18 protein-coding genes are annotated in these 16787 nt (G+C 61.1%); 7 read left to right on the top strand and 11 right to left on the bottom strand.

Annotated features, from left to right (window positions below):
* Positions 1-22: 22 nt before the first annotated feature.
* The gene (locus G7044_RS07225; protein WP_166327608.1) at positions 23-949 is read right to left on the bottom strand and encodes a glucokinase; all 927 of its coding nucleotides are present in this window, start codon (positions 947-949) and stop codon (positions 23-25) included.
* Between the two features lie 123 nt (positions 950-1072).
* On the opposite strand from G7044_RS07225, the gene ahcY reads away from it, so the two are divergent.
* Both ahcY and metK read left to right on the top strand, forming a co-directional pair.
* Positions 1073-2464: an adenosylhomocysteinase gene (ahcY, locus tag G7044_RS07230; protein WP_166327610.1), complete on the top strand. Its 1392-nt coding sequence runs from the start codon at positions 1073-1075 to the stop codon at positions 2462-2464.
* 4 nt (positions 2465-2468) lie between these two features.
* The gene (gene metK / locus G7044_RS07235; RefSeq protein ID WP_166327612.1) at positions 2469-3656 is read left to right on the top strand and encodes a methionine adenosyltransferase; all 1188 of its coding nucleotides are present in this window, start codon (positions 2469-2471) and stop codon (positions 3654-3656) included.
* A 137-nt stretch (positions 3657-3793) separates the two neighbouring features.
* Here the strand turns inward: metK and G7044_RS07240 are convergent, their stop codons facing one another.
* The 3 genes from G7044_RS07240 to hrcA form a co-directional block, all read right to left on the bottom strand.
* Positions 3794-4420, bottom strand: coding sequence for an ATP-dependent Clp protease proteolytic subunit (locus G7044_RS07240; RefSeq protein WP_166327614.1), 627 nt, complete (start codon positions 4418-4420; stop codon positions 3794-3796).
* Between the two features lie 32 nt (positions 4421-4452).
* Positions 4453-4944, bottom strand: a complete 492-nt coding sequence (locus tag G7044_RS07245) for a nucleotide exchange factor GrpE (RefSeq protein WP_235931218.1) — start codon at positions 4942-4944, stop codon at positions 4453-4455.
* A 65-nt stretch (positions 4945-5009) separates the two neighbouring features.
* On the bottom strand, positions 5010-6065 hold the full coding sequence (gene hrcA / locus G7044_RS07250; protein ID WP_166327618.1) for a heat-inducible transcriptional repressor HrcA: 1056 nt from the start codon (positions 6063-6065) through the stop codon (positions 5010-5012).
* A 62-nt stretch (positions 6066-6127) separates the two neighbouring features.
* Here hrcA and rph point away from each other — a divergent pair, with 62 nt between their 5' ends.
* Genes rph through G7044_RS07275 form a run of 5 tightly spaced genes read left to right on the top strand, consistent with a single transcriptional unit; the run spans position 6128 to position 9317 of the window.
* Positions 6128-6838, top strand: coding sequence for a ribonuclease PH (gene rph, locus G7044_RS07255; protein WP_166327620.1), 711 nt, complete (start codon positions 6128-6130; stop codon positions 6836-6838).
* A complete protein-coding gene (gene rdgB / locus G7044_RS07260; protein ID WP_166327962.1) occupies positions 6835-7446 on the top strand; it encodes an RdgB/HAM1 family non-canonical purine NTP pyrophosphatase in 612 nt (203 codons plus the stop codon). The genes rph and rdgB overlap by 4 nt, the downstream gene beginning before the upstream one ends.
* A complete protein-coding gene (locus G7044_RS07265; RefSeq protein ID WP_166327622.1) occupies positions 7439-7813 on the top strand; it encodes a RidA family protein in 375 nt (124 codons plus the stop codon). Before rdgB ends, G7044_RS07265 begins: the two co-directional genes overlap by 8 nt.
* Positions 7813-8964 carry a radical SAM family heme chaperone HemW gene (gene hemW / locus G7044_RS07270; protein ID WP_166327963.1) on the top strand — a complete coding sequence of 384 codons (1152 nt, stop codon included), beginning with the start codon at positions 7813-7815 and terminating at the stop codon, positions 8962-8964. The genes G7044_RS07265 and hemW overlap by 1 nt, the downstream gene beginning before the upstream one ends.
* Positions 8964-9317: a YbaN family protein gene (locus G7044_RS07275; protein ID WP_166327624.1), complete on the top strand. Its 354-nt coding sequence runs from the start codon at positions 8964-8966 to the stop codon at positions 9315-9317. The genes hemW and G7044_RS07275 overlap by 1 nt, the downstream gene beginning before the upstream one ends.
* Here G7044_RS07275 and G7044_RS07280 read toward each other — a convergent pair.
* From G7044_RS07280 to G7044_RS07310, 7 genes are all read right to left on the bottom strand, one after another.
* Positions 9314-10198 carry a ParB/RepB/Spo0J family partition protein gene (locus tag G7044_RS07280; RefSeq protein WP_166327626.1) on the bottom strand — a complete coding sequence of 295 codons (885 nt, stop codon included), beginning with the start codon at positions 10196-10198 and terminating at the stop codon, positions 9314-9316. The two genes, G7044_RS07275 and G7044_RS07280, sit on opposite strands and share 4 nt — an antisense overlap.
* Positions 10195-10974: a ParA family protein gene (locus tag G7044_RS07285; RefSeq protein ID WP_166327628.1), complete on the bottom strand. Its 780-nt coding sequence runs from the start codon at positions 10972-10974 to the stop codon at positions 10195-10197. Before G7044_RS07285 ends, G7044_RS07280 begins: the two co-directional genes overlap by 4 nt.
* Positions 10967-11560, bottom strand: a complete 594-nt coding sequence (gene rsmG / locus G7044_RS07290) for a 16S rRNA (guanine(527)-N(7))-methyltransferase RsmG (protein WP_166327630.1) — start codon at positions 11558-11560, stop codon at positions 10967-10969. Before rsmG ends, G7044_RS07285 begins: the two co-directional genes overlap by 8 nt.
* A complete protein-coding gene (gene mnmG / locus G7044_RS07295; RefSeq protein ID WP_166327632.1) occupies positions 11560-13398 on the bottom strand; it encodes a tRNA uridine-5-carboxymethylaminomethyl(34) synthesis enzyme MnmG in 1839 nt (612 codons plus the stop codon). The genes rsmG and mnmG overlap by 1 nt, the downstream gene beginning before the upstream one ends.
* A 12-nt stretch (positions 13399-13410) precedes the next feature.
* A complete protein-coding gene (gene mnmE / locus G7044_RS07300; RefSeq protein ID WP_166327634.1) occupies positions 13411-14670 on the bottom strand; it encodes a tRNA uridine-5-carboxymethylaminomethyl(34) synthesis GTPase MnmE in 1260 nt (419 codons plus the stop codon).
* Positions 14671-14676: 6 nt separating this feature from the next.
* Entirely contained in the window at positions 14677-15948 is a 1272-nt protein-coding gene (rho, locus tag G7044_RS07305; protein ID WP_166327964.1) for a transcription termination factor Rho, read from the bottom strand.
* Positions 15949-16089: 141 nt separating this feature from the next.
* Complete coding sequence (locus G7044_RS07310; protein WP_166327636.1) at positions 16090-16536, bottom strand: CopD family protein; 447 nt, start codon at positions 16534-16536, stop codon at positions 16090-16092.
* Between the last annotated feature and the right edge of the window lie 251 nt (positions 16537-16787).

Consider the following 16787-nt stretch of genomic DNA (forward strand, 5'->3'; position numbering starts at 1 on the left):
GACCCGTGCCGATCAGCAAAAATCAGGTAATTGCGGCCAGACAGCCCTGAAGGGCGGCCATATCGTCGCGGATCAGCAACAGTGGAGTGTTTTCGGGGATATGCCGCATATAGGGTTCGGCCAGAAAAGCGGCCTCCAGCTGTTCGGTCCGATGCGCGAAACTGCGCGCGACCGAGCCCGCCAGATACATCCCGTTCAGCGGCATGAATCGCAGCGCCAATTCGCGCAGCAGCAGGCCGAACAGCTCGGTGAACAGGCGATAGGTTTCCTCGGCCTGCGGATCGCCCTGCATGGCGGCAGTGGAAATCGTCTCGGCCCGGTCGACCTCGACCCCGTGCATGGCGCGGTGCATCTGCGCCAGCCCGCGCCCGGCAAAGGTTTCCTCGGTCGAGAAGAAGGCCGCCATTTGCCCTGCGCCCACGCGATCAGCCAGACGCAAGGCGATATTGGCAGGCAGGCTGGTATGTCCTTCCTCGGCCTCGCGGCACAGAACCCCGCCCTGCGGCATTTGATGCACCGGGCAGACATTGAAGCCGGTGCCGGCGCCCACGACCAGCGATTGCCCGTTCAGCGCCCGATGCACCGGCGCGGCACGCAGCTGCGACAGCCCCTCGGGCGAGATCCGGTCGGTCGCATAGCCAAGAGCAGTCAGGTCATTGATAAGCCGGACATGGTCGGCATCGGTCAGGCGCGCCAGCCGATCCTCGGCGAAATCCCAGTCGCGATTTGTCAGCTCTGCCTTGCCGCCGGAAACCGGCCCGGCCACCGCCACGCAGACGGCGCTGAGGCGAGGGTTGTCCTGTTCCGTCAGATAGGTCTGCACGACCTTGTCAAAGCTGTCGTAATCGTCGCCGCGATAGCGGGTGATGGTGCTTTCCTCGATCACCCCGTTCCGCGCCAGTGCCAGCCTCGCATTGGTACCACCGACATCGGCCAAAAGCATCGCCATCGCGTTCCCCTCCCTGCTTCACCTTGCGATACGTCAGCCCGGAACGCCGTGCAAGCCGTGCCGATTCATTGAATATTATTGGTCTCGGTGTTATGGCCGCGATATCACCTGAAGGGCCCCTCCATGACCGATTACATTATCAAGGACATTTCTTTGGCCGATTTCGGCCGGAAAGAACTGGACATCGCCGAAACCGAAATGCCGGGCCTGATGGCGCTGCGCGCCGAATATGGTGAATCCAAGCCGCTGAAAGGCGCGCGCATCGCCGGCAGCCTGCACATGACCGTGCAGACCGCGGTGCTGATCGAAACGCTGACCGCATTGGGCGCCGATGTCCGCTGGGCATCGTGCAACATCTATTCGACCCAGGACCACGCGGCGGCGGCGATCGCGGCCTCGGGCGTGCCGGTTTTTGCCATCAAGGGCGAAACGCTGACGGAATACTGGGCCTATACCGATCAGATCTTCCAGTTCGCGGAAGGCACGGCGAACATGATCCTGGACGATGGCGGCGACGCGACGCTGTACATCCTGCTGGGCGCGCGGGTCGAGGCGGGCGAAACCGCCCTGATCGACACCCCGACCAGCGAGGAAGAAGAGGCCCTGTTTGCCCAGATCAAGAAGCGTCTGGCCGCTTCGCCCGGCTGGTTCACCCAACAACGCGACGCCCTGCAAGGGGTCAGCGAAGAAACCACGACCGGTGTGCATCGCCTGTATGATCTGCACAAGAAGGGCCTGCTGCCCTTCCCGGCGATCAATGTGAACGATTCGGTCACCAAGTCGAAATTCGACAACAAGTATGGCTGCAAGGAATCGCTGGTCGACGGCATCCGCCGCGCCACCGATGTGATGATGGCCGGCAAGGTCGCCGTGGTCTGCGGTTACGGCGATGTTGGCAAGGGCTCGGCGGCCTCGCTGCAGGGTGCCGGCGCCCGCGTCAAGGTGACAGAGGTCGATCCGATCTGCGCGCTTCAGGCCGCCATGGACGGGTTCGAGGTTGTGACTCTGGACGATGTCGCCGCCAGCGCCGACATCTTCGTCACCACCACCGGCAACAAGGACGTGATCCGGCTGGAGCATATGCGCCAGATGAAGGACATGGCCATCGTCGGCAATATCGGCCATTTCGACAATGAAATTCAGGTCGCCGCCCTTAAGAACCACAAATGGACGAACATCAAGGATCAGGTCGACATGATCGAGATGCCCTCGGGCAATCGCATCATCCTGCTGTCGCAGGGTCGTCTGCTGAACCTCGGCAACGCCACCGGGCATCCGTCATTCGTGATGTCGGCCAGCTTCACCAATCAGGTGCTGGCCCAGATCGAGCTGTTCACCAAGGGCGATAAATACGCCCCCGGCGTCTATATCCTGCCCAAGCATCTGGATGAAAAGGTGGCCATGCTGCACCTCGACAAGGTCGGCGCCAAGCTGACCAAGCTGTCTCAGGAACAGGCCGACTATATCGGCGTTCCGCAGGCTGGCCCCTTCAAATCCGATCATTACCGGTACTGAAAACATGAGCGAATACAACATCTTCACCTCGGAATCCGTATCCGAGGGTCATCCCGACAAGATCGCCGACCAGATTTCGGACGCGGTTCTGGACGCCATCATCGCAGAAGACCCGCGCGCCCGCGTGGCCTGCGAAACCATGGTGAAAACCGGCGTGGCCATCATCTCGGGCGAGATCACCACCAGCGCTTGGGTCGATCTGGAATCCATCGTGCGCGGGGTCATCAACGACATCGGCTATACGTCTTCGGACGTGGGCTTCGACGGGGCGACCTGTTCGGTCATCAACATCATCGGCAAGCAATCGCCAGAGATCAATCAGGGCGTCGACCGTGCCAGCCTGGAAGAACAGGGCGCGGGCGATCAGGGCTTGATGTTCGGTTATGCCTCGGATGAAACCGACGTGCTGATGCCGGCACCGATCACCTATGCCCACCGACTTGTCGAACGGCAGTCGCTGGTTCGCCGAAACGGCATGCTGCCTTGGCTGCGCCCCGATGCGAAATCGCAGGTGACCTTCCGCTATGACGATAACGGTCACCCGATCGGGGTCGACGCGGTCGTGCTGTCGACCCAGCACAGCCCCGAGATCGGCCTGAATGAGCTGCGCGAAGCCGTCACCGAAGAAATCATCAAGCCGGTGCTGCCCGCCGAATGGCTGTCCGACAAGACGAAATTCTTCATCAACCCGACCGGCAAATTCGTCATCGGCGGTCCCGTCGGCGATTGCGGGCTGACCGGGCGCAAGATCATCGTCGACAGCTATGGCGGCATGGCACGCCACGGCGGCGGCGCATTTTCGGGCAAGGACCCGTCCAAGGTGGACCGCTCTGCCGCCTATGCGGGCCGCTGGGTGGCCAAGAACATCGTCGCCGCTGGCCTTGCGAAACGCTGCGAGATCCAGGTCAGCTACGCCATCGGCGTGGCGGAGCCCACCTCGATCAGCCTGAACACCTTCGGCACTGAAACCGTCCCGGTGGAAAAGATCATCGCCGCCGTGCGCGAGGTCTTCGACCTGCGCCCCTACGCGATCATCCGCGAGCTGGACCTGTTGCACCCGATCTATCGGGCCACGGCCAGCTATGGCCACTTCGGCAAGGATCCTGCCGACATCACCTATGCTGGCAAAGCCCATCGCGGCTTTACCTGGGAAGACACCTCGCGCGCCGAAACACTGAAGGCCGCCGTCTGAGGCATAGGCCCGCCACTTTCCGCGGCGGGCCCTTCACTCTGGCCTAAATATCCATCCGGCGATGCCTCGGGTACAAGTGGCGGAAATGAAAAGGGGCGGCCCCGCGGGACCGCCCCTTTCTAAATCTCGAAACGGGCTTATTTCAGCTCGTTGACCGAGGTGATGACCTTGCCCAACAGACCGTAATCCAGCGCCTCTTGCGTGGTCAGCCAGAAATCGCGCTGGGTGTCCTCTTCGATCTTCTCGACGCTCTGGCCCGTAGCATCGGCAAAGATCTGGTTCAGACGTTCGCGCATGATACGGACCTGCTCGGCCTGGATCATCATGTCGGACGAGGTGCCGCGAATCCCGCCCGAGGGCTGGTGCAGCAGGAACCGCGTATTGGGCAGGCAATAGCGGTTTTCCTTCGCCGCACCGACAAAGATCAGCGCCCCGGCCGAGGCCACCCAGCCCGAACCGATGCAGCGCACGGTGGGGCGGATGAACTTGATCATGTCGTGGATCATGTCGCCGGATTCGACATGACCGCCGGGCGATGAGATCATCATGTTGATCGGCGCGTCGCTTTCCTCGGCCAGGGCCAGAAGATGGGCGACAGTGCGCTGCGCCAGCTTGTCATTGATCTCGCCCGCGACGATGACATTGCGCGACTTGAAATACAGCTTGCCGATATTGGCCGTGTCGGGCAGGCCAAGGCCTTGTTCTTGCTGACCTTCTTCTTCCCGCTCGTCGTCGTCTTCGTCATCCAGAACGAATTTCGGCATGATATCCTCTTCCTTGGAAAATCGAACCCGGATCAGTTGACCCGGTTGGAGCTGACGCCGACCTTGGCAGGGCGCAGCAGGCGGTCATGGATCATGAAGCCCGGCTCCATCAGCTGGATGATGTCGCCTGCGGCGGTGTTGGGCAAGGGTGCCTCGAACATGGCCTCATGCAATTGCGGGTCAAAGCGGGTGCCGACCTCTGGGCGCAGGACGGTAATGCCGTGCTTGCCGAAGACATTGCCAAGCTCGCGCAGGGTCAGCTCCACGCCTTCCAGCAGGGCGGCATTGGCGCCGCGCTGATCTTCGGGCACGGCGTCGATGGCGCGGTGCAGATAGTCATAGACCGGCAGCAGATCGCGGGCCAAACGCGAGCCGCCATATTGTTCGGCGTCGCGGCGTTCCTTATCGGCGCGCTTGCGGGCGTTTTCGGCATCGGCCAACGCGCGCATGAAACGGTCGCGCATCTCGTCACGCTCGGCGGTCAGGCGTTGAACCTCGTCGCCGGGATCGGCCAGCGGGTCCATGAAATCTTCGTCGAGGGGGAGGTCTTCGGGTGGCAGTCCGCCAGTGTTCTGATCGCTCATCGTCTTCATCCTTTCAAGCCGGACAGCGCGCGCCCGACCAGCTGCGCGGTGTAATCGACAATCGGCACGATGCGCCCGTAATTAAGCCGCGTCGGACCGATCACACCCACCGCACCAATGATCTTCCGGTCGGAGTTCATATAGGGAGAAACCACCAGAGAGGAACCCGAAAGTGAAAAAAGCTTGTTCTCGGAACCGATGAAAATGCGCACCCCGTCGCCGCCTTCGGTCAGATCCAGAAACTGGGCGATGTCGCGCTTGCGTTCCAGGTCGTCAAACAGCACCCGGATGCGGTCCAGATCGGCGGCTTCGGTCTCGATCAGGTTGGCGCGACCGCGCACGATCAGGCGGGCATCGGTGGCCCCGCTTTCCCAGCTGGCAAAGCCCTGCTCGATCAGATCGGCTGCCAGACTGTCCAGTTCCTGCCTGCGGCTGGCGATGTCGCGGGCGACCTGACTGCGCAGCTCGCTGAGCGTGCGGCCCTCGGCGAGTGCATTCAGGAAATTCCCGGCCTCGCGCATGGAGGACGGCGTTTGGCCGGCCGGCGGGGTGAACAACCGATTTTCGACCTGCCCGTCGGAAAAGACCAGCACCACCAGCGCCCGTTCGGGGCCGAGGCTGACGAATTCGATGTGCCGGATTGGCGCCTCATGCTTGGGCGTCAGCACCAAACTGGCGCCGTGGGTCATGGATGACAGCGCGCCGCCCACCCGGTCCAACAGCGCGCCGATATCCGGCGACCCGCTGCCCAGCGTCTGTTCGATCCGTTCGCGGTCGGTGGGGGCGACCGGGTCGACCTCCATCAGGCCATCCACAAAGATCCGCAGGCCCGACTGCGTGGGGCGGCGACCGGCCGAAACATGGGGCGCGTCCAGCAGGCCGAGCAGTTCCAGATCCTGCATCACATTGCGGATCGTGGCGGCGCTGACGCGTTCGGACATGTCGCGGGTCAGCGTGCGCGAGCCCACCGGCTCTCCGGTTTGCAAATAGGTTTCGACCACGCGGCGAAACACCTCGCGCGAGCGGTCGTTGAGTTCATCAAGCAGGTGTCGCGTGGTCATGCGGGCTTGCGTCCGTCCTTTGCTGGCCTGTAATGGGGCGCCGAACCAGGAAAGGATATCCGATGCGTCCCTCGGGCAGAAACTTAAGCGAAATGCGGCCGATTTCAATTGAGACCGGCGTCATGCGGCATGCCGAAGGCTCCTGCCTGATCAAGGTGGGCGGCACGCATGTCTTGTGCAGCGCCTCGATCGAAGAAAAGGCCCCGCCATTCCTGCGCGGCACCGGCCAGGGCTGGGTCACGGCGGAATATGGCATGCTGCCCCGCGCCACCAACACCCGCAACCGCCGCGAGGCCGCATCTGGCAAGCAGGGCGGGCGCACCGTCGAGATCCAGCGCCTGATCGGCCGCGCCCTGCGGGCGGGCGTCGACAAGCGCGCCCTGGGTGAGCGCCAGATCGTTGTCGATTGCGATGTCATTCAGGCCGATGGCGGCACCCGCTGCGCGTCAATCACCGGCGGCTGGGTGGCCCTGCGTCTGGCGGTGAACAAGCTGATCGCCGCCGGGCTGGTCACCTCTGACCCGCTGATCGACCACGTCGCCGCCGTGTCCTGCGGGATTTATGCCGGTCAGCCGGTCGTCGATCTGGACTATGCCGAGGATAGCGAGGCCGGCACCGACGGCAATTTCGTCATGACCGGCAACGGCCAGCTGATCGAGGTGCAAATGTCGGCAGAAGGCGCGACCTTTAGCCGCGACCAGATGGCGCAGCTGCTGGATCTGGCCGAGGCCGGCGTGGCGCAACTGGTCGCGGCGCAGAAGGCGGCAATCTGATGCGGCGCTTCGAAGGCAAGAAGCTGCTGGTGGCCACGCATAACGCCGGGAAGCTGGCCGAGATGCGCGCGCTGCTGGCGCCCTTCGGCGTCGAGGTCGTCGGCGCAGCAGAGATGGGCCTAGCCGAGCCGGTCGAGACCGAGGACAATTTCGTCGGCAATGCGCGGATCAAGGCGCATGCCGCCGTCGCCGCGACCGGACTGCCCGCGCTGTCAGATGACAGCGGGATCAGTGTCGATGCCCTTGGCGGCGCGCCCGGCGTTTATACCGCCGACTGGGCTGAAACCGGCAACGGCCGTGATTTCGGCATGGCCATGGAGCGCACATGGCGCGAGCTGGAAGCTGTGGACGCCCCCCACCCGCGCAATGCGCAATTCCGCTGCACCTTGGTTCTGGCCTGGCCGGACGGGCATGACGAGGTTTTCGAAGGCGTGCTGCCGGGTCAGGTCACCTGGCCGCCGCGCGGGGTTGAAGGTCACGGCTATGATCCCATCTTTGTGCCGGATGGCCATGAAATCACGCTGGGCGAGATGAGCCCCGACGCGAAAAACACCCTCAGCCATCGTGCGATTGCAGTGGCCAAGATGCTGGAGGCGAGTTTTGCATAGGATCACAACCGGATCCCCGTTCGAGGCGACGATGGGCTATAGCCGCGCCGTGGTGAAGGGACCTTGGTGCTTTGTGTCGGGCGTGACCGGCTATGACTATGCAAGCATGAACATGCCTGACGATGTAGCAGAGCAGGCGCAAAACTGCTTTGCCACGATCCGTCGGGTGTTGGACGAAGCGGGTTTTGACATGGGTGATATCGTGCGTGTGCAATACACGGTGACCGATGCCGGCCTGGTGGATACGATCGTACCCGTTCTGGGTGCGCAGTTGGGTCAGATCCGGCCTGCGGCGACTATGGTGGTCGCCGGTCTGATCAAACCGGAAATGAAGATCGAAATCGAAGTGACTGCGCTGAAAGAATGATCGAGGACTGGCAGAATGGCGGGTTCGGGCTGTATGTCCATTGGCCATTTTGTGCCTCGAAATGCCCCTATTGCGACTTCAACAGCCATGTCGCGACATCCATAGATCAGGCGCGTTGGGCCGAGGCCTATCGCGCCGAGATCGCCCGCGTTGGTGCGATGACCTCTGGACGTGTACTGAACAGCATCTTCTTTGGTGGCGGCACGCCGTCGCTGATGGCCCCCGATACCGTCGCCGCCGTGCTGGAGGCCGCGCGCGGCGCCTGGACGTTCGCCAATGATATCGAGATCACCATGGAAGCCAATCCCGGCAGCGTCGAGGCGGGGCGCTTTCGTGGCTATGCCGATGCCGGGGTCAACCGGTTGTCGATGGGTGTGCAGGCCCTGAACAACACAGATCTGCGGCGACTGGGGCGGATGCATAGCGTGGCCGAGGCGCGCAAGGCCTTTGATCTTGCCCGCACCAGCTTTTCGCGTGTCAGCTTTGACCTGATCTATGCGCGGCAAGATCAGGACGCGACGGCGTGGCGAGCGGAACTGAACGAGGCGCTTGCGATGGCGGTCGATCATCTGTCGCTGTATCAGCTCACCATCGAGGACGGGACGGTTTTTGGCGCCCGCCACGCGGCCGGTCACTTGCGCGGCCTTCCAGATGACGATATTGCCGCCGATATGTATTTGGAAACACAGGATATTCTTGGTTCTGCCGGGATGCCTGCCTATGAGGTTTCAAACCACGCCGCACCCGGCAAAGAGTCCCGTCACAATCTGATTTACTGGCGTCAGGGCGACTGGGCGTCGGTCGGACCAGGTGCACATGGGCGGCTAAGTTTGGCCGCTGGCCGTATCGCGACGGTTGCAGAGCGAACCCCCGGAGGGTGGCTGGCGTTGGTTGGCGAGAACGGCAGCGGAGATATTGAGCATGAATTGCAGTCCCAAGAAGATCTGGCTTCGGAGTATCTGCTGATGTCGATGCGCCTTGCGGAAGGCATGGATCTGGGCCGCTATCACGCCAAGGGCGGCGCGCTGGATTCGCGGCGCACCGCGCGCCTGATTGAGAACGGGTTGCTGGAGCTGTCAGACGACCGTGCACGGGCGACCGCTGCGGGGCGACCACTGCTGAACTACGTCTTGCGGGAAATGGCGGGCTGATGCGGGTGCTTTATCTTGGTATCGGCTGGCTGGCCGTGGGCTTCGCATTCGTCGGGGTCTTCCTGCCGATCCTGCCAACGGTTCCGTTCCTGCTGATCGCGCTGTGGGCCTTTGGCCGTTCTTCCGAGCGGCTGCGGGCACGGCTTCTGGCTGATCCGGTATTCGGCCCGGATATTCGTCGTTGGCAAGAACGCGGCGCGATCCGCCGGTCTGCCAAGGTTCTGTCACTGACTGCCATGACGGCAAGCGTCGCGCTTTCGCTGGCGATAGGCGTCCCACCGCAGGCGGTCACCATTCAGGCAGCAGTCCTGACCGCCGTAGGCCTGTTCATTCTATCCCGCCCTGAAGCTTAGGCGTTGCCTGCCAGCATCTGGCAGAGCCGATCGAGCTGATCCAGATCCTTATAGGTGATTACCAGCTGGCCACCATCCGCGCCCGCATGCTTGATCTGGACCCGCATTTTCAACGTCGCGCTCAGATCCCCTTCCAATGCGCGGGTGTCGGCGTCTTTTTCAGCCGCGCTGCGTGGCTTGGCGGGCTTGGTCGATTTCTCGCGCATAAGCGATTCGACTTCGCGCACGGACAGGTCCTTGTCGATGATCTTCCGTGCGATCACGGTCGGGTTTTCCGCCGTCACCAATGCCCGCGCGTGTCCGGCCGATAGCTTTTCTTCGCGCACCCATTCCTGGACCTGATCAGGCAGGTTCAGCAGACGCAGAAGGTTGGCAATATGGCTGCGGCTTTTGCCAAGCGCCTCGGCCAGCTTTTCCTGGGTGTGGCCAAAGCGGGTCATCAGCTGACGATAGGACGCCGCCTCATCAATGGCGTTCAAATCGGCGCGCTGGATGTTTTCGATAATGGCAACCTCCAGCATCTCCGCATCGCTGAAGTCGCGGATGATGACGGGAAGTTCGTGCACCTGGGCAATTTGCGACGCCCGCCAGCGGCGTTCGCCAGCCACGATCTGATAGATATTGGCGTCCTGAGGGTGACGGCGGACGATCAGCGGCTGAATGACGCCCCGCGTCCTTATGGAGTCAGCCAGCTCGGACAGCGCCGTCTGGTCGAAAATTCGACGTGGCTGATCGGGGTTAGGCGCAATCTGCTCAGTCGGGATAAGCATTGTTCCCTCGCGCGGGCCAGCGTCACGGGCGGCAGGCGCTTCGTCGGTCTGGAGATCCGCCATCAGTGCCGAAAGGCCGCGGCCTAGGCTGCTGCGTTTGTTCTGGCTCATTGGTGCATCTCCTTCTGGCGGACGAGAAATTCCTCGGTCAGCGCGCTATAAGCGCGGCTGCCGGTTGAGTTCGGATCATAGGCAATCACAGGAAGCCCATGAGAGGGCGCTTCGGAAATACGGACGTTGCGGGGGATGACCGTATTATAGACCAGCTCTCCCAGAGTCGCGCGGGCATCTGCTTCGACCTGTTGGGAGAGGTTGTTGCGGCCGTCATACATCGTCAGCACCACGCCATCCAGACGGAGGTCGGGGTTGGCGTTCTGACGAACCTCGCGCACGGTCATCAGCAACTGGGAAAGCCCTTCGAGCGCGTAGAACTCTGCCTGCAACGGCACGAGAACAGAATCTGCGGCGACAAGCGCGTTTACAGTGAGCAGACCCAGGGCAGGCGGACAATCAATGAGGATGTAATCCTGATCATTCGCTTGATCCAGGACGGACTTTAGCAGCCTGACCCGCTCGCGCCGATTGGCGAAATCAATATCGCCAGAGCTGAGGTCCGGCGTCGAAGGGACCAGCGACAGGTTCTCGACACTGGTTGGCAGGGTCGCTTCGGCAAGATCATAGCGCCCGGCCAAAAGGTCATAGGAGGTCGCGTTGCGTCCCTTGACGGGGCAGCCAACACCCGTCGAAGCGTTGCCCTGCGGATCAAGGTCGATGATGAGTGTCGTATGTCCCTGCCCCGCGAGGCAGGCACCGAGATTAACGGCGGTCGTCGTCTTGCCGACGCCACCCTTCTGATTGGCAACAGCGATGACGGTGGGACTAGGCATTGGGCTCGATCTTCCTCAACTTCATGGCCACCGATTCTGCGTCGGTGATGCTTGGATAGGTCTCGATGTCAAACGACCAGGTTGCCCGCGCAGCCTCGACCTCTTGCTGCCACGTGCGTCCCTTCAATAGCCAAGCCTCACCAGTGCTGGCAAGCTGCGCTGCAATCATTGGAAGAAGATCCTTCAATGGTGCCAGCGCACGGGCACTGACGAAACTGAACTGCCCCTGTTCAAGCTGTTCAATCCGCGCGGGTTTTATGGTGACGTTGTCGAGCTGAAGCTCTCGTCGGACTGTGGTCAGGAAAGCGGACTTTCGCCGGTCGCTTTCGACCAATGTCACCGGCAGCGACTGCTTACGGCCGAGAATTGCAATCACGATTCCGGGCAGACCGCCGCCGCTTCCAAGATCAAGCCAGCTGCCGCTTTTTGGGGCCGCATGCGTAAAAAGCTGGGCCGAATCGTCGATGTGACGATAGCGAAGGTCCGGCAAGGTACCCGGCGCCACCAGATTTATTGTGGGATTCCATTTGGCAATCAGATCGGCATAGCGCGCAAGCATTGCGTCCGTTTCACGTGAAACATCCATTACGCGCGGCTCGCGCGCCGACTGGACGCAATCAAAAGCGACAGCGCCGCTGGCGTCATCCCTTCAATGCGCGCCGCAGAGGCGATCGTTTCCGGTCGCAGTGCCGTTAGCTTTCCTTGCAGTTCCTTGGACAAGCCGGATAGCGCTGCATAGTCGAAATCGCGTGGCAAAGCAGCCGCTTCGTCGCGCTTCAGGGCGAGCGCTTCACGACGCTGCCGCTCTTCATATTGCGCATAGGTGGCGTCGATCTTGACCTGCTTCCTGGTCAGGTCGTCGAAATCAGGGATTGCGGGGTCGATAATGGCCAGCGTCTCGAAACCAACATCAACGCCAGAGAGAAGTTCGAATGCCGTCCGTCGCCGTCCGTCACGGCCTGTTGGGATGCCAGCTGCGGACAGTTCCTTGCCGCCATAGCTGCGCGCTTCCAGATCAGCCCGCGCGGCGGACAGCCGATCCATCTTCTGATCAAAATGCTGCTTACGTTCCGGGCCTACGCAACCAAGCGCCATTGCACGCGGCGTTAGCCGCTGATCCGCATTGTCGGCCCGCAACGATAGCCGATACTCGGCGCGTGAGGTGAACATGCGGTAAGGTTCTGTCGCACCCCGCGTCGTCAGGTCATCAATCATCACCCCGATATAGGAATCGGCCCGCGAGAAATGTACCGGTTCCTCACTGGACGCATTCAGACCCGCAGCAAGGCCTTGCGCCCCTGCCTCTTCATAGCCGGTGGTTCCGTTGATCTGGCCGGCCAGATAAAAGCCGTCGACCTCGCGCAGTTGCAGACCACGATCCAGCGAACGGGGGTCGACGTAATCATATTCCACGGCATAGCCAGGCTGCAGGATTGCGGCGCTCTCCAGCCCCATGATGGAGCGAATATACGCCTCCTGAACGTCAACCGGCAATGATGTCGAAATTCCGTTTGGATAGATCACGTCGGTGGTCAAACCCTCAGGTTCCAAGAAGATCTGATGGGAATCCTTGTCCGCAAAGCGATGAATCTTGTCCTCGATCGAGGGGCAATAGCGTGGGCCGACCCCTTCGATTTTTCCGCCATACATGGCCGAACGCGACAAGTTGCGGCGGATAATATCGTGGGTTGCCTCGTTCGTATGGGTAACGCCGCAGTTGATCTGCCGCAGGCTAACGGCAGTCGACATGAAGGACAGCAACTCCGGTTCGTCGTCGCCCGGCTGCTGACCAAGGAGATCCCAGTTGATCGTCTTCCCATCCAGCCTCGGTGGCGTCCCAGTCTTGAGACGGCCGAAAGACACTCCGAGGTCGCGCATAACCGCAGCAAGGCGCGACGACGTCCCGTCGCCCCAACGGCCGGCGGGGCGGCTTTCCTCGCCGATATGGATCAGCCCATTCAGGAAGGTGCCCGTGGTCAGGATAACGCGCGGCGCCAAGATCTTCTGATCTCCCACCATGACGCCATTAATCCGTCCGGAAGAGATGAGCAGATCTGTGACTTCACCGAGTACAACCTCCAGCCCTGAAATGGCACTCACGGCACGGTTCGCAGCAGCACGATAGGCCTGTCGATCCGCCTGCGTCCGAGGCCCCTGCACTGCCGGCCCCTTGCGACGGTTCAACAGCCTGAACTGTATGCCCGCAGCGTCGGCCAACCGCCCCATCAGCCCATCCATGGCGTCAATCTCGCGCACCAAATGGCCCTTCCCCAGGCCACCGATGGCGGGATTGCACGACATCGTTCCAAGATCCTGCTTCGACATTGTCACCAATGCGACAGCTTTGCCCATCCGCGCAGCTGCCGCGGCGGCTTCGGTGCCGGCATGCCCGGCGCCAATGACGATCACATCGTAATGTTTCACGTGAAACAGTCCCTATTTACCGACGCAGAACGTGCTGAAGACCCGATCAAGATAGTCGTCCACATCGATCTTGCCAACCAGTCGCTGCAAATGGTGAAGCGCTTCGCGCATGGCCTCTGCCAGCAACTCGGGTGCTAGCCCCTCTGGCAGGTCCAAAGCATCAACCGCTGCCTGCATCGCCTCTGCCTGTCGGGCATGGCTGGCGACGCCTGACGTTGCAAGCCGGCGCCGCAGACTGTCGAACACCTGCTCAAGCAGCCGATCAACCCCTGCTCCCGTCAGACTTGAGATCGCCCCGGAGGCACCTGTCAAATCCCCTTTCGTCTCAATGAACAGGTCCCCATCGCGGGTCAGATCGCGGGCGGCATCGGGAACTGGACCCAGGAAGATCCGCAGGTCTGCATCGGCGGCGCGATCCCGTGCCCGGCCAATGCCGATTCCCTCCACCATGTCGTCGGTCTCGCGAATCCCCGCAGTATCCAGGAAGATGACCGGAAGCCCGCGCAGATCAGCGCGAAACTCGACGACATCTCGGGTCGTCCCTGCATATTCCGTGACAATCGCGACATCCCGCCGGGCAATCGCATTCATCAGCGACGACTTGCCCGCGTTAGGTGCCCCCAGCAACGCAACTTCAAACCCAAGGCGCAGGCGTTCCCGCGCTGGAAACCCGGCAAGCTCCGCCGCTATCGAGCTCCGCACCCCGGCAATAACGCGCCAGACATCTGCCGCGACCTCGTCAGGGATTTCCTCATCCGCAAAGTCGATCGAGGCCGTAATCATTGCGCCAGCATGCACCAGCCCCTCGCGCCATTCCTCAGCCAGACGGCCAAGCGCGCCAGAACTCGCTTCTACAGCCAGCTTCCGTTGCGTTTCGGTCTCTGCCGCCAGCAGGTCGGACAGTCCCTCCACCTCGGCAAGGTCCATCTGACCCGAAGTGAAAGAGCGCAACGTAAACTCGCCAGCCTCAGCACGCCGCAGACCGCGCGCAACCAGGGCAGCTTCCAGCCGTTTAACGACGACCGGCGCACCATGCAGATGAAACTCGCAGCTCTCCTCACCGGTAAAGCTTGCGCCAGCTTCAAAGCGCATCACCAATGCGCGGTCGATCAGGTCATCGCCGTCACGAACACTGCGGTAATAGCAATAGCGCGCCTCAGGCAGCGCGCCGGCCAGATCCTCGGCAACCTGCCGCGACTCCGGCCCGCTCAAGCGGACGATTGACACGCCCCCCCGACCAGGCGGCGTCGCTTCTGCAAAGATCGTAGCCATGATGCATTACGCGTTCATCGATTCGAAGAATTCGCCGTTGTTCTTCGTCTGCTTCAGTTTCGAGATCAGGAATTCGATCGCATCCGTGGTGCCCATCGGGTTCAGGATACGCCGCAACAGATAGGTTTTCTGCAGATCTTTCGAATCCACCAGCAGCTCTTCCTTCCGGGTGCCGGATTTCAGAATATCCATGGCGGGGAAGACGCGCTTGTCGGCGACCTTCCGATCCAGTACGATCTCGCTGTTACCGGTGCCTTTGAATTCCTCGAAAATCACCTCGTCCATGCGCGAACCGGTGTCGATCAGCGCCGTCGCGATGATGGTCAGAGAGCCGCCTTCTTCAATATTCCGCGCCGCACCGAAGAAACGCTTCGGCCGCTGCAACGCATTTGCATCCACACCACCGGTCAGAACCTTGCCAGAACTCGGCACGACCGTATTGAAGGCCCTACCAAGTCTTGTGATCGAATCCAGCAAGATAACAACATCTCGCTTATGCTCAACCAAACGCTTGGCCTTTTCGATCACCATCTCCGACACAGCAACGTGCCTGCTGGCCGGTTCATCAAAGGTAGAGGAGATCACCTCACCCTTCACCGACCGCTGCATGTCGGTCACCTCCTCGGGGCGCTCGTCGATCAGCAGCACGATCAGATAGCACTCGGGATGGTTCTTCTCGATTGAATGGGCAATATTCTGCAACAGCACCGTCTTACCGGTGCGCGGGGGTGCCACGATCAGCGAACGCTGCCCCTTCCCGATCGGTGCGACAAGGTCGATGATCCGGGCCGAGCGATCCTTGATCGTCGGATCCTCGATTTCCATCTTCAGCCGTTCATTCGGATACAGCGGGGTAAGGTTGTCGAAGGCCACCTTGTGGCGCGCGCGCTCCGGGTCCTCGAAATTGATCTTCTCGACCTTGGTCAGCGCAAAATAACGCTCATTCTCGCCCGGGGCGCGGATCACGCCTTCAACGGTGTCGCCGGTGCGCAGGCTGTGCTGGCGGATCATGTCGGGGCTGACATAAATGTCGTCAGGACCCGGCAGATAGTTCGCCTCGGTCGAGCGCAGGAAGCCAAAGCCGTCCTGAACGACCTCCAGCACGCCGTCGCCACCGATATCGTAACCGTCCTCGGCATGTTCTTTCAGGATCGAGAACATCATCTCGCCCTTGCGCATGGTCGAGGCGTTCTCGATTTCCCATTCTTCGGCCATCGACAGCAGATCTTTCGGGCTTTTCGCCTTCAGATCGGACAAATTCAAACGCTCTTCGCTCATCGCATCACCGGAATTCGCGCCCGCACGCAGCAGGCGAACATCATTGTCATGGAAAATATCCGTGCCGGACGGCCGGATCGTTAGCCGCCCCATATCGGGAACGACGATTCGAGTCAATCTATCAGGGAAACAAGCCCCGGTTCAGAACTTCACGATGACCGAGACCACAATCACGACCATCAGCAAGGTCGGCAGCTCGTTCATCATCCGATAGGTCCGGCCGCTCAGCCCGCGCCCAGCTGCCAGCACCCGCCGCTGCCTGGCAAGCCACATGTGAAACCAGGTCATCCCCAGCACTGAAGCGGCCTTCAACCAGGGCCACAGCATCGACCAGTCGACAATCCCAGGTGTCAGCACCAACGCCAATCCGCAAATCCAGGAAACGATCATCGCCGGATTCATGATCATCCGCAGCAGCTTGTCTTCCATGATCTGAAAGGAAGCAGCCGGTTCACCGACATTCTGACCACGTTCAGCGTGATAGACGAACAGTCTGGGCAGATAGAACAGCCCCGCCATCCAGGACAGCACGGCCATAACGTGCAGGGATTTGATCCAAGGGTAAAGGGAACTGAGAAGATCGGTCATGCCAATCCTTTAAATCTTAAAAGATAAGGAAGAAAGATGATGTTGTTTGTAGGGCCTGTGGGTAGCGGTATATCTGCTCTGCGCAGATTTCATCCACAGCATGGCGAGCAGATTTTCTGAAAGAATATTATTCTTATCAAAAGGTTATCTGAAAACAATCATTTTATCCACAAGATGTGCACAGGTTGCGTTTGGCTGTACCCCTGTGGATGAAAGCGCTGCGTTCTCGCTCTGTTCTGGGTGCTTATCCC

The sequence above is a fragment of the Paracoccus xiamenensis genome, from assembly GCF_011308835.1.
GTDB classification, from domain to species: domain Bacteria; phylum Pseudomonadota; class Alphaproteobacteria; order Rhodobacterales; family Rhodobacteraceae; genus Paracoccus; species Paracoccus xiamenensis.

Excerpts from the sequence above, each read along its gene's own strand:
- rph (WP_166327620.1), top strand. The coding sequence starts at position 6,128 with ATGCGTCCCTCGGGCAGAAACTTAAGCGAAATGCGGCCGATTTCAATT.
- G7044_RS07240 (WP_166327614.1), bottom strand. The coding sequence starts at position 4,420 with ATGCCGAAATTCGTTCTGGATGACGAAGACGACGACGAGCGGGAAGAA.
- G7044_RS07275 (WP_166327624.1), top strand. The coding sequence starts at position 8,964 with ATGCGGGTGCTTTATCTTGGTATCGGCTGGCTGGCCGTGGGCTTCGCA.
- rsmG (WP_166327630.1), bottom strand. The coding sequence starts at position 11,560 with ATGGATGTTTCACGTGAAACGGACGCAATGCTTGCGCGCTATGCCGAT.
- metK (WP_166327612.1), top strand. The coding sequence starts at position 2,469 with ATGAGCGAATACAACATCTTCACCTCGGAATCCGTATCCGAGGGTCAT.
- G7044_RS07310 (WP_166327636.1), bottom strand. The coding sequence starts at position 16,536 with ATGACCGATCTTCTCAGTTCCCTTTACCCTTGGATCAAATCCCTGCAC.
- rho (WP_166327964.1), bottom strand. The coding sequence starts at position 15,948 with ATGAGCGAAGAGCGTTTGAATTTGTCCGATCTGAAGGCGAAAAGCCCG.
- G7044_RS07245 (WP_235931218.1), bottom strand. The coding sequence starts at position 4,944 with ATGGACCCGCTGGCCGATCCCGGCGACGAGGTTCAACGCCTGACCGCC.
- G7044_RS07280 (WP_166327626.1), bottom strand. The coding sequence starts at position 10,198 with ATGAGCCAGAACAAACGCAGCAGCCTAGGCCGCGGCCTTTCGGCACTG.
- G7044_RS07285 (WP_166327628.1), bottom strand. The coding sequence starts at position 10,974 with ATGCCTAGTCCCACCGTCATCGCTGTTGCCAATCAGAAGGGTGGCGTC.
- G7044_RS07225 (WP_166327608.1), bottom strand. The coding sequence starts at position 949 with ATGGCGATGCTTTTGGCCGATGTCGGTGGTACCAATGCGAGGCTGGCA.
- hrcA (WP_166327618.1), bottom strand. The coding sequence starts at position 6,065 with ATGACCACGCGACACCTGCTTGATGAACTCAACGACCGCTCGCGCGAG.
- ahcY (WP_166327610.1), top strand. The coding sequence starts at position 1,073 with ATGACCGATTACATTATCAAGGACATTTCTTTGGCCGATTTCGGCCGG.
- mnmE (WP_166327634.1), bottom strand. The coding sequence starts at position 14,670 with ATGGCTACGATCTTTGCAGAAGCGACGCCGCCTGGTCGGGGGGGCGTG.